Origin of the sequence: Arthrobacter sp. PsM3, assembly GCF_030433895.1 — a bacterium.
Taxonomy (GTDB): Bacteria; Actinomycetota; Actinomycetes; order Actinomycetales; family Micrococcaceae; genus Arthrobacter.
In genome coordinates, this window is sequence record NZ_JARUXE010000070.1 from 1 (window position 1) to 12,081 (window position 12,081).

The window sequence follows — 12,081 nt, forward strand, 5'->3', positions numbered from 1 at the left end:
CGCGGGGCATGTCCAGTGCGGGCGTGCGATGCCTCCGGGGGCATGCCCAGTGGCCGGGCCCGGGGTTGGACATAGTGTGCTTATGTCCACGTGCCAGGGCGAGCGCGGGGCATGTCCAGTGGGCGGGGGCTACCGGCGGAGGGCGCTCCGCAGCCGGACCGGCAGCATTCTGGCTGCCCGGACGCCGCGGCGGGCGGCCTGTGCGCCCTGTCTGGCCAGCTGGTACCCGCCGTAGTGCAGCTTCCGCACCGGCAGATCCCAGGTCCCGGGGTACGAGACCTCGCGGCCGCCGAAGGATTTCTTGAAGGCCGTGAACCCTGCCCACTTGTGCTCGGGCTGGTCCGCCGGTGCCACCCCCCAAAGATCCACCTGCTTCAGGCCCTTGTCCTTGGCATCGGCCATCAGCGTGACCAGCAGCGGAATTCCGGCGCTGAGCTTGCGGTGGGTGTCATCCAGCGCGGCGTGGGCATAGGTGCGGGTGTCACCGGAGTCGTAGGCCAGGGCGGCGGCGATTGGCTCGCCCTCCAGCTCGGCAACGAAGAGTGTCGCGGCACCGGCCGGCATCAGCGAGCGGGCGACCTGTGTCAGGTAGTCATCGCTCTGCGGCTTGAAGCCGTTGCGGGCCGCCGTCAGGTGCAGGAAGTCCAGCAGCACGGAGACCTCGGACGGGTCCTGGCTGGCGCGGAACGTCACGCCCTTCTTGTGGATGTTCCGGTACAGGTTGCGGTTCGCCGGCTTCATGTCCGCGAGGACGTCCTTGAAGTCCCGGTCCAGGTCCACGATCCAGCTCAGTTCGGGCTGCTGGTTGGCCGGGGCGGGCCGGAGCCCGCGTGCGCGCAGGACGGCATCGGCGTCCGCGGCCGTGAAGCCCGCGTCCACCGGTTCAATCCGGACAAACACGGCCCCGCAGCTGCGGGCCAGCGCCGTCAGTGCCGCCAGCGCGGCGTCGAACGCGGCGAGGGTAGCGGCCACCGGGCCGTAGGGTGCGTAGAGGAGTTTCCCGGCCGGGTTGCTTTCCTCGATGGCCAGGAAGCTCCAGCCTGGGCCGGAGCGCTCGTGGACGGTCCGGCCGAGGCTGCGCTGGAAACCGGCCCATCCCGGGCTCTGCAGGAAGTGGTCCACGGTCTCAGGCTTTCAGGGCGGTGGTGACGGCAAAGGCCAGTGCTGTCCCGGTTGCGCCGGAGACGGCGTGGGCATTGACCGGGGCCTCGGCCGCGGGCAGGAAGGCGCTCGCGCCGCGCTCCAGCCGCAGCTCGCCCTTGGGGGAGTCCAGGAGCAGGGATCCGGCCACGACAATGATGACGGCGGCTCCCGACTGTGCCAGCGGGACGGGCTCCGCGCCGGGCCGGAGCTCGATGCGCTGCAGCTGGAACTCGCGGAACGGCGGCCGGAAGATTTCCTGCCCCAGCATCGTGGTCTCGGGGCTGAGCATCGGCACGACGGCGCTCTCGAAGGAAATGGTGCGGAGCAGTTCCGGCACGTCGACGAACTTCGGGGTCAGCCCGCCGCGCAGCACATTGTCCGAGGAGGCCATGACCTCGATGCCGAGGCCGTGCAGGTAGGCATGGACGTTTCCGGCCGGCAGGTAGACAGCCTCGCCCGGCGCCAGGGAGACACGGTTGAGCAGCAGGGAAATCAGCACCCCCGGGTCGCCCGGGTACTGGGCATTGAGGGTGACAACGGTGGAAAGCTCGGCCTGGTACGGCGCCGTCGGGGCGCCGGACATCAAGGCAGCGACAACCGCGGCAGTCGCCTCCGCCACCTCGCCACCGCCGGAGATCAGCCGTTCGAAGGCCGAGCGCAGGGCCGTGGCCTCCTCGGGCCGGGAAAGATCCGCCAGCAGCAGCGGAACGAGCGGGGGGAGCTCCAGGCCGGCCAGCTCAAAATCGGCCACCAGCAGCTGGAAGACGGCGCGGGCGTCCGCCGCGGGCCGGAAGCCGCACAGCGCCTCGAACGGTGTCAGCGCAAAGATCATCTCCGGTTTGTGGTTGTTGTCCTTGTAATTGCGCTCGGCTGCTGCGCGGTCGACGCCGGCGGCCTCCTCGCGGGCGTACCCTGCCCGGGCCTGCACCAGGGTCGGGTGCACCTGGAGGGAGAGCGGGCTGTCGGCGGCCAGGACCTTGAGCAGGAACGGAAGCCGGGGACCGAATTCGGCCACGCTGTCGCTGCCCAGATGGTGCTCCGGATCTTCCGCGATCAGCGCATCCAATGCCAGGCGTCCGCCGTCGTCTGCGACTGCAGCGTGGGCGCCCGTCGATCCGGCACCGGCCGGGCTGAGCGCCACCGACGGGGAGTCCGGGTGCGCGCCGATCCACAGCTCCGCCTCGGGGCCGCCGGAGGCCGACCGGCCGAGCAGCCCGGCAATGGCTGTCCTGGATCCCCAGGCATAGGGCCGGAGGGCATTCTCGAGTTCGTACACTGCCTGGGTGTCCCTATCTGTTACGGAAGCCTGCTGCGGAAAGATTCGTCACTGGAGCTAGAGCGGCGCGCACTGGCCGTTGGTGGCGACCAGGTCGCGGATGGACTGTTCATCGCCGTTTCGCTTGAACTGGTTGAGCATCTCCACCGTGATCGGCTCGCCGTCCGGCGTGGTGGTCACCGGGGTGAAGTCCGCCGTCGACTCCGCGGGCTGGGTGCCGTGCTGCGTACCGGGCGGGGTGCGCGGCACCCCGCCGGCTGCCGACAGCGGCCCGGGCGCCGCGTCCTGGGGCCGGATGCCGTCGTCCGCGGCGCCGGCCGCAGGGGCGGGCCCAAGCAGGGCATCGACCTTTTGGTGGATCTTGTCGAAGTCCGGTGTGGTCGAAAAGGACGCGTCGAAGTCGGGCGGTCCGATGGTCAGCCGGCTCATTTCCTGGCCCTTGGCCTTCATCGCGAGGTCCACGAAGCTTCCGAGCTGGCCCGCGGACACATTGGACTCCACCACCTTGGTGCCGGCCTTGGCGATGTCCTCGAACTTGGCCAGCAGGGTGGCCGGATCCAGTTGCTTCAGCATGGCCTGCTGGACGCATTGCTGGCGCTGGATGCGGGCGTAGTCGTCGACGAACTCGCGCGAGCGGCCGTACCAGAGCGCGTGATAGCCGTCGAGGGTCTGTTCGCCGGCGCGGATCCAGCCGATCGGCATGCCGTGGATGCCGTTGGCCTCGTCCACCGTGGGGCCGCTGAGCGGGACCCAGCCGCCGGCCTTGATCCGGATGCCGCCCATGGCGTCAATGAGTTTGGAAAAGCCCTCCATGTCCACCAGCACGTAGGCCTGGACCTTGATGCCCAGGGTTCCGGATACGGCTTCCATCGTGGCCTGTGCGCCCGGGTCCGCCACGCCGGGGTACAGGTCCTGGTGCTCGTTGGTGACCTCGGTGTTGATGGCGTTGATGAGGCATTCGTCGCCGCAGTTGTAGCCGTCAGGGTAGAGCTTGCGCATCGGGGAGCCTTCGCTGAACTGCGCGTTCTGCAGGTTGCGGGGCACCGAGATGATGGCGGTCTTCCCGGTCTTGGCATCGACGCTGATGACCGAGAGGCTGTCCGGGCGTCGGCCGGTGCGGTCCGCCCCGGCGTCGCCGCCCATCATCAGGAAGTTGTACCGGCCCTCCGAGGGCTCAATCGTCGGTCCGTTGGAGAAGATGTTGCCGATGGCGTCGCGGCTGACGTTGAGCAAGTACGCGGCGTAGCCCAGCGAACCGCTGCTGAGGACCATCGCCAGCACCAGGGCGACAACGACGGCGGGGCGCACCCGGGGCGTCAGCAGCACAGGACGGATCAGCCGCAGGGTGTTGAGGAAGAGGGCCGCCCAGCCGATCGCCAGTGCCGCGAGGCCGATGACGAGCAGCAGCGAGGTGACCGGTCCGGTGATCATGTTGATCAGCGTCGGCCGGGACACCACGAGCAGCACTGCCGCCAGGATGGCCAGCGACCAGACCGTGAGCGTGACGCGCAGCGCCGTCCGCCCCAGCCGCCGGTTGCCGGCGACGATCTGGGCGCTGCCGGGCACCAGCAGTGTCATCAGGACCAGCAGGAAGGCCCGCTTGGTCAGGACCGGAGCAGCCGCTCCCGAGGGATGGCGGACGGGATCCGAGAGCGACGGCGCAGCCGTCCGGTTCCGGGGCTCCTGCTGACGGGAGGGGGCGTAACTGTTGGTCATCTGGCGATCCCTAACGGCTGCCCCGGGTGACGACGTTGCCGTCGGCGAAGACTTCGCTCACCTTCTGCCGCAGGGTCGCGCCCTTCCGGGTGGCAACGTCATTGAGTTCCTGGGCGAAGTCCAGCAGTTCGGCGCGGAGCCGGGCTGCGAGGGGATCCGTGCCAGAGGCGAGCATGCGGACGGCCAGAAGACCGGCGTTCCGGGCGCCGCCGATGGAGACGGTCGCGACCGGGACGCCGGCGGGCATCTGGACGATGGAGAGCAGGGAGTCCATGCCGTCGAGCGTCTTGAGCGGCACCGGCACGCCGATGACGGGCAGCGGTGTGACGGAGGCGAGCATGCCCGGCAGGTGGGCTGCGCCGCCGGCGCCGGCAATGATGACGCGCAGCCCGCGCCCATGGGCCGTCTGGCCATACCTGATCATTTCCAGCGGCATCCGGTGTGCGGAGACGACGTCGGCCTCAAAGGGGATGCCGAATTCTGCGAGGGCCTCGGCGGCGGCCTCCATCACGGGCCAGTCGGAGTCCGAACCCATCACGAGACCAACGATCGGGGCGTCAGCGTCCGGCGCTGCCGCGAGCCGGGGGTCCCTGGACTGTGCCGTGCTGCTGGTGTTGCTCGCGCTCATGCGTTCTCCTCGTGGGTTCCGCCTGTGGTGCGGGGACGGGCCCGTCCGTTCCGGATGATGTTCGCGACGGTGGTGGCGCGTTCCCGGACGGAGTCGACGTCAGCCACTGAACCGCCGACGAGGTTGACATGCCCGATCTTGCGCCCCGGCCGGACGGCCTTGCCGTAACAGTGGACCTTGGCCGCGGGGTCGCTGGCCAGGGCTGCGGGGTAGGCGGAGAACAGATCCTGGTTCTCGCCGCCCAGGAAATTTTTCATCACGACCACGGGGCCCAGCAGGTCCGTGGCGCCGAGGGGCAGGTTGAGGACCGCCCGGAGGTGCTGTTCAAACTGGCTCGTCACGGAACCGTCCTGCGTCCAGTGTCCGGTGTTGTGGGGACGCATGGCGAGTTCGTTGATCAGGAATCCTGTTCCCACGCCGGGGGTTTCGAACAATTCCACGGCCATTACGCCGGTGACGCCGAGCTCGCTGGCGATCCGGAGGGCGGCGTTCTCCGCCGCGGCCGCAACCTCCAGCGGGATGTCCAGGGCCGGGGCGATGACTTCGTCGCACACTCCGTCGACCTGGATCGTGTGGACCACGGGCCAGGCCCGCGCTTCACCGTCCGGGGTGCGTGCCACCAGTGCGGAGAGTTCGCGGCTGAATTCCACCTTGGCCTCGGCCAGCAGCGGCGACATCGCTGCGAACCAGTCCGCGGTGTCCGCAGCGTCCGCCGCGGAGCCGACGATCCGCACGCCCTTGCCGTCGTAGCCGCCGCGCGGGGTCTTCAGCACCACCGGCCATCCGGTGTCGTCGCCGAATGCGATCAGCGCGGCGACGTCGTCAACGGAGGCCCAGCGCGGGTTGGGCAGTTCGAGCCTGTCGATAGCCGCCCGCATCACGAGTTTGTCCTGGGCGTTGACCAGCGCATCCGGTCCGGGGTGGACGTTGACGCCGGCCCGCTGCAGGGCACGGAGGTGCTCCGTGGGGACGTGTTCGTGGTCAAACGTCAGGACGTCCAGGCCGCGGGAGAACTCGAGCAAATGATCCAGATCGGTGTAATCACCGACCGGGGCGTTGGCCACGGCTGAGACGGCTGAGACGTCCTCACCTTCGGCAAGGACGCGGAGCTCGAAGCCCAGGGCGGTGGCCGCCGGGGCCATCATTCGGGCGAGCTGGCCGCCGCCAACAACACCGATCACAGGAAAAGTCACAAGCCCCAGCCTACCGAAAACCTCACCAAATCCCGGCTTTTGGGAGTCCTGGTGCGGGGTTGCAAGGGTAATCGGGCGCTTTCCGGCGGGGTTTGACCCGGCGCAGCCGCGGCCTGCGAACCGGGCTCCGGGGCGAGTTCCCGGCAAACGGCGCTAAAATGGGCAGTTGGCCCAATGGCCGACAGATCAAGAGGGCCACGGAGGGTCATGATTACTACACTTACCGAGCGCATGCGCGGGCTAGCCTCGCTCTTTTGGCGCGAAGTGGCCAAGTTCGGTGCGGTGGGCGGTGTTGCGTTCATCATTGACAACGGACTCACGTACTACCTGATGCACGGGCCGATGACCGACAGCGAGGCCAAGGCCCGGTTCGTTGGTGCCAGCATCGCAACCGTCTTCTCCTGGATCGCGAACCGCTTCTGGACCTTCCGGCACCGCCGCCAGGACAATGTGCTGCGCGAGTTCGGGATGTTCATCCTGATCAACGGCATCGGGATCGGCATTTCCACCGGCTTCACGGCCCTGGCCAAGTACAGCTTCGGCGTCACGGACAAGAACATGCTGTTCGCTGCCGGCGTTGTGGGCATCCTGGTCGCCACGGTGGTGCGCTTCTTCGCGTACCGGTTCCTGGTCTTCAACAAGGAACTCGACGATGAGCCGGAGTTCTCCCACGACCACGAGATCATCGAACGGCATCCGCACACCCAGCCCGGCGCAGCCGTCGGGCAGCGCGCCGTCGAGGGCAGGGTCGTCCAGAGCCGGGCCGTCAAGGATCCGGAACTGCCGGGCCCGCCCGCCTGAGGGCTTCGTCCGCAGGATGTGCCCCGCTAGCCGGGAAGAACATTCCGGCCGGGAAGAACGTTCAGCCGCCCCGGGAGGCAGCCTTCAGCTCCCCCGGGGACGCGGTCAGCTGCCGCTGACCCGTTCGTCCGCGAGCAGCTTCTCCGTCACCGCGACGGCGGGGTGCACCAGCACCACGGACCCGTCGCTCTTCCAGGCGCCCAGGGACTGGGCCAGGGCGTGCTCCAGTCCGTCGCCCGCCGGAACCAGCAGCCGCACACCTGCGCCATGCGACGCGGCGAAGGATCCCAGCAGCTCCCCATGTGTGTGCGCCGCCCCTGTTGCGCCCAGGACGGCCCGCCGCGATGCCTCCGGTTCCACATGCGGCATAAAGACATCACCGTGGGAGCGCACCTCGGCGGCATAATCCACGACGCCGGTGGGCAGCTCGCCCGGCCAGCGCATGGCCAGCGCCGGCAGCGCCACTGCCACGACGGCGTCGAATGCTCCCTGCGCCGCCCCGGGGCCCGGATTGGCGGTTGCCAGCAGCTCGGCCTCGGCGTCGTCGAACACGACCTCCATGCCGAGCTGCCAGGCGGCCAGGGCCAGGATCAGGGATTTCCAGTGGGCCGGCAGGTCCAGCCGCAGCCGTGTCCCGGGCTCGGCGTCGAGCTCGTCCTGCAGCAGGTTTCCGGTCTTTGCCACCCAGTTGTCCAGCACCCGGCCGGAGAGCTCCACCCGCTCGGACTCAGGCCCGTACCAGGTCAGCCGGGGGGAGGTGGACTGGCCGGAACGCAGGGCTGTCATCAGTTCGATTGCCGGGATGCTCATGGTTTCATCTTGCCACGGCGGCGGCATGTGATCTCCGTCATACGCATCCCGGGGGCGGCCGGGCTCGATCCCCGGCCCGTGTCGAGAAGTTCCGCGGAAATTCAGGAAAAATTCTGCAAACTGCTCAGCACCCTGATTATTCCGCGTGTTCTCCGGGCCGGGGCGGAAAAATCCCGGGCGTGGCGTGCCCCGGATTTGCGGATTGAGTTGATTATTATCTCCGCCTTGGCTTGACTCCCGGATACTTACACACGTGTAATTAGGTATCGAAAGCCAATGCGCAGAAACCGGCCCTCAACCGAGTGTCCAAGGGTCCGTTAAAGGCTGCAAAATCAGAGAGGAAACGCCAATGGGGCTAGCAGAGCGTATCCATGAAGAGGCCGTCGTTGCTGGGCAGGCCACGGCCAAATACCGTTCACGCGGAGTGCCGAGCGACTGGTATGTAGATCCGGCCGATCCGGACGCGGCCGAACGCTACAACGAGCACACCAAGGACTCACTGCAGGACCAGGCGACCGCGTTCCTCGCGGCGCACGACGAACTTCTGTCCGGTCCCGACCAGGACAACGATCTCCACGACCCGCCGATGGAACTCCAGACCCTCCATGCCGGCACCACCGCGCAGCCGGTCTGGATCGGATTGCCCTCCCAGCAGGACTTCGACGATGAAGGCGAGCTGGGCTGGCAGACGGACGCCCTCTGTGCACAGACTGACCCGGAGGCATTCTTCCCCGAGAAGGGTGGCTCCACCCGCGACGCCAAGAAGGTCTGCGGTGCATGCAACGTCCGCTCGCAGTGCCTCGAGTACGCTCTGTCCAACGACGAGCGTTTCGGAATCTGGGGTGGCCTCTCCGAGCGCGAGCGGCGCCGGCTTAGGAAGCGAGCAATCTAATTCTTCAGGAAGTACGAGTCACCGCCGTCGTGGTTTCCCACGACGGCGGTGATTTTCTCCCCAGGACCCTCGCTGCGCTGGCGGCTCAAACCCGGCCGGCGGATACCTGCATCGGGGTTGACACCGGCTCCCGCGACAATTCCGCGGCCCTCCTCGAGCAGGCCTTCGGCAAAGCCAACGTCACCACGTTCGACCAGACCCGCAACGGCATGGGCGAAGCCGTGCAGGCAGGCCTCAGCGCCCTCGCGCCCTGCGGCGACGCCGGCATGCCCGGCAGCGGCCGGGCCGCCGGCCCGGCGGGCGAGTGGATCTGGCTGCTGCATGACGACGCGGCCCCTGCTCCCGAGGCCCTCGCCGAGCTGCTTCAGGCCGTGGAACGGGCGCCGTCCGTCACCGTGGCCGGCTGCAAGCAGCTGGACTGGCATTCGGAGCGCCGTCTGATCGATGTCGGGCTCTCCACGAGCCGCTGGGCCGAGCGGCTGACGCTCATCGAGGCCGACGAGCTCGACCAGGGACAGTACGACGGCCGAAGCGATACTTTTGCGGTCAATTCTGCCGGCATGCTTGTCCGCCGTGACGTCTGGGAGGACCTCTGCGGCTTCGACCCGGCCCTGCCCGGCAGCGGCGACGACGTCGACTTCTGCTGGCGGAACCGGCTGGCAGGACACCGTGTGGTGGTGGTCCCCGGAGCCAGAATGTTCCACGTCTCGCACCGCCCGCACGCCCTGGGCAACGCAACGGCGGCCCGGAAGGCCCAGGTGTACCTGAGGCTCAAGCACGCCCCCGCCTGGAAGGTGCCGCTGCACGCGGCCGGCGCCCTGCTCGGCAGCCTCTTCAAGCTGGTCCTGAGCATTGCCGTCAAAGATCCGGGGCACGGCTTCTCCCAGCTCCTGGCAACATTCGGAGCTCTCGGACGCCCCGCGGCAGTGATCCGGGGGCGGCGGAACGCTGCCCGGACGCGCCGCATCCGGCGCTCCGTGATCAAGGGGCTGCAGACCCCGCGGCGTGAGGTCTGGGCCCACCGCCGCTCCCTGATGGAAGCCCTCGGAGCGGACGACCCCGGGGACAGCCCGGCCGGGAACGACCCGCTGGCCGAACAACCTTCCGGCGACTCGGCCGACGACTTCGCCGCACTCACCACCTCCGAGCGGGGCTGGGTCGGCAACGGCGCGCTGCTCGCGATCCTGATCACCACGGCGGCCTCCCTGATCGGCCTGCTGAGCCTTTTCCGGGTCGAGGCCGTCTCCGGCGGCGCGTTGATTCCGGTCTCGCTGCGGCTGGGTGAGATCTGGAACCATGCCTCCGGCTGGTGGATCACCCTCGGCGCCGGCCTTCCCGGCCACGGCAACCCCTTCGGCTACGTCCTGTGGGTCCTCGGCGTGCTCGGTGCCGGCAACGCCAACGGTGCCCTTGGCTGGCTGCTGATTCTCGCCATGCCCCTCTCCGCCCTCGGCGCCTGGTTCGCCGCAGGTGCCCTGACGCAGCGCCGGCGTCTCCGTCTGGCCGCGGCCCTCATCTGGGCCGCCGCGCCGGCCCTGCAGGTCGCGCTCAACCAGGGACGCGTCGGGGCGCTGCTGGTCCACGTCATGATGCCGGTGCTGGTGCTGGCCCTGCTGCGTGCCACCGGCACTGCCGCGGGACGCGGACGCTACGCCGTTCCGGCCCCGGGGGAGCGCCGCTTCACCGAGGCGCCCCCGATCAAGCCCGGGGTCAACGGCACCGCCTCGTGGACTGCTGCGGCGGCCGCCGGCATGGCACTGGCCGTCGTGACCGCGGCCGCGCCCTCCCTGCTGCTCCCCGCCGTCGTCCTCGTGGCACTCTGCGGCACCCTCCTGGGCCGCCGCGGACGCACCGTCTGGTGGGCGCTGCTGCCCAGCCTCGCGCTGTTCGTGCCGTTCCTGGCCTCCACCATCGACCGGCCCCGGGCCCTGCTCGCGGACCCCGGCCTGCCGCTGGGCTTTGACGCCGCACCGCTGTGGCAGCAGGCCCTGGGCCAGCCGCTGCGCTTCGCGGCCGACGGCGGTCTCACCGGCCTGCCACTATTCGGCGCGGGCTCGGCCGTGCCCTGGGCGCTCCTGCTCGCCCTGCTGATCGGTCTGCCCGTCCTGCTTCTGGCGGTGGCGGCCCTGTTCCTGCCGGTCCGGCCGGCGCGGACTGCCCGCGCCCTCTGGACCGCGGCACTGCTGCTGCTGGCCGGCGGCTGGCTCAGCGGCCAGATCGCCACCGGAGCCAGCGCCAGCGTCCTGGTCACTCCCTTCACGGGACCCGCAGTGTCGGCCGCGGCCTTCGTCGTCCTGGGCGCGGCACTGATCGGCGCGGCGGGCCTGCTGGACTCCGCCGACCGGGCCGCCGCCGCCACGGTGGGCCGCAGGATCCTGGTCCGCACCACCGCCGTAACGGCCATGGTCCTCCTGCTGGCGGGCCCGCTTGCGGGCCTGACCGTGTGGGCCGCGCAAAACCTCGCGCCCCAGGCCACCCCGGCCGCCGCGGAAGCCGCCGGGTCCGGGATGCCCGGCGGGGGTTCCCTTGGCGCCCTGCGGCTGGTGCAGCCGGCCGAGTCCCGGACCCTCCCGGCCACGGCCATTGACCGCGGCGAGGGGCCGGAACAGGCCCGCACCCTCATCATTTCCACCGGCGAAAACGAAACGTATGACGCCGCGCTGATGCGCGGTGCCGGCACCACCCTCGACGGACTGTCCACCATCGCCGCCGCCCGCCCGATCATGGGTGCTCCGGGGCAGGAAACCGTCCGTGACGACGACGCCGTTGCCGCGTCCGTCCGCAACGTCGTGGCCACCATCGTCGCCGGTCAGGGCGTCGATCCCCGCGCGGAACTTGAGCAGCTCGGCGTCGGCTTCGTGGTGCTGCGGGCCGCAGACACCGCCGCGCAGCTGACGGCAAGCCGGATGGACGCCGTCCCCGGGCTCGTCGCCGTCGGCAAGACCGATGTCGGCTGGCTCTGGCGGATCAGCCCCCTGAACCAGCCGGTGATCCAGGCCGCCGACGTCGCGCACCGCGTCCGGATCGTCGACGGCGCGGGTGCCACCGTCGGGCTGATCCCGTCCCAGACGGTATCCGCCGATGCCACGGTGCCCGCCGGGCCGGAAGGCCGGCTCGTGGTGCTGGCGGAACGCGCCGATCCGGGCTGGAGCGCCTGGCTCGACGGCCGGCGCCTTACCGACGCCACCTCCGGCTGGGCACAGGCCTTCACCCTGCCCGCGCAGGGCGGGCAGCTCAGCCTCCGCTACGAAGCGCCGTGGGCCATCTGGACCGGCGTTGCCCAGGCCGTCATCATTGGCCTGACCGCCCTGCTTGCCATCCCCATGCCTGCCCGTCGGCCGAACACCGGCCTCTCCAGGGACGAAGGCTCCCTGCGTAAGGAACATCAACATGCCTAGGGACGACACCCCCGCGAACGACGCCAGCGTCACACCCGACGCCTTCACGCCCGACGGCGGCGGCAGCCCCGCCGGCCCGCTGCCGGCGCAAACCGGCCGGCCCGACCGCGGGGCGGCCGGGGCGCGGCTGCCCCGGCTGAAGGCAGGTCCGCGCGCCGGGCGGCTGGCCGGTGTCCTCTCAGCCGTCGTCCTCGTCGCGGCGGGGGGGGGGGGGGGGGGGGGGG

Annotated in this window: 10 protein-coding genes; 4 read left to right on the forward strand and 6 right to left on the reverse strand. The window is 69.9% G+C overall.

All coding sequences use genetic code 11. The annotated features are described in order from the left end of the window. Window positions 1-129: 129 nt before the first annotated feature. The 5 genes from QCD75_RS20895 to QCD75_RS20915 all read right to left on the reverse strand — a co-directional run bounded on the left by QCD75_RS20895 (window position 130) and on the right by QCD75_RS20915 (window position 5,908). On the reverse strand, window positions 130-1,122 hold the full coding sequence (locus QCD75_RS20895; RefSeq protein ID WP_301231413.1) for a lipid II:glycine glycyltransferase FemX: 993 nt from the start codon (window positions 1,120-1,122) through the stop codon (window positions 130-132). A 4-nt stretch (window positions 1,123-1,126) separates the two neighbouring features. Then, window positions 1,127-2,419, reverse strand: coding sequence for a mannose-6-phosphate isomerase, class I (gene manA, locus QCD75_RS20900; protein ID WP_301231414.1), 1,293 nt, complete (start codon window positions 2,417-2,419; stop codon window positions 1,127-1,129). Window positions 2,420-2,476: 57 nt separating this feature from the next. Then, a complete protein-coding gene (locus tag QCD75_RS20905; protein ID WP_301231415.1) occupies window positions 2,477-4,135 on the reverse strand; it encodes an LCP family protein in 1,659 nt (552 codons plus the stop codon). 10 nt (window positions 4,136-4,145) lie between these two features. Next, complete coding sequence (gene purE / locus QCD75_RS20910) at window positions 4,146-4,670, reverse strand: 5-(carboxyamino)imidazole ribonucleotide mutase (protein ID WP_301231421.1); 525 nt, start codon at window positions 4,668-4,670, stop codon at window positions 4,146-4,148. Between the two features lie 89 nt (window positions 4,671-4,759). Next, on the reverse strand, window positions 4,760-5,908 hold the full coding sequence (locus QCD75_RS20915) for a 5-(carboxyamino)imidazole ribonucleotide synthase (protein WP_301231423.1): 1,149 nt from the start codon (window positions 5,906-5,908) through the stop codon (window positions 4,760-4,762). A 255-nt stretch (window positions 5,909-6,163) separates the two neighbouring features. On the opposite strand from QCD75_RS20915, the gene QCD75_RS20920 reads away from it, so the two are divergent. Further along, window positions 6,164-6,757, forward strand: a complete 594-nt coding sequence (locus QCD75_RS20920; RefSeq protein WP_301231416.1) for a GtrA family protein — start codon at window positions 6,164-6,166, stop codon at window positions 6,755-6,757. A gap of 105 nt (window positions 6,758-6,862) precedes the next feature. Here QCD75_RS20920 and QCD75_RS20925 read toward each other — a convergent pair whose 3' ends face one another. Next, complete coding sequence (locus QCD75_RS20925) at window positions 6,863-7,567, reverse strand: TIGR03089 family protein (protein WP_301231417.1); 705 nt, start codon at window positions 7,565-7,567, stop codon at window positions 6,863-6,865. 349 nt (window positions 7,568-7,916) lie between these two features. On the opposite strand from QCD75_RS20925, the gene QCD75_RS20930 reads away from it, so the two are divergent. From QCD75_RS20930 to QCD75_RS20940, 3 genes are all read left to right on the forward strand, one after another. Continuing rightward, window positions 7,917-8,459 (forward strand): WhiB family transcriptional regulator, encoded by a 543-nt coding sequence (locus QCD75_RS20930; RefSeq protein WP_264196903.1) that lies wholly within the window; start codon window positions 7,917-7,919, stop codon window positions 8,457-8,459. A 29-nt stretch (window positions 8,460-8,488) separates the two neighbouring features. Further along, window positions 8,489-11,857 carry a glycosyltransferase family 2 protein gene (locus QCD75_RS20935; protein WP_301231418.1) on the forward strand — a complete coding sequence of 1,123 codons (3,369 nt, stop codon included), beginning with the start codon at window positions 8,489-8,491 and terminating at the stop codon, window positions 11,855-11,857. Continuing rightward, the coding region (locus QCD75_RS20940) for a hypothetical protein (RefSeq protein WP_301231419.1) at window positions 11,850-12,081 on the forward strand (232 nt) is incomplete at its 3' end. The genes QCD75_RS20935 and QCD75_RS20940, both read left to right, overlap by 8 nt.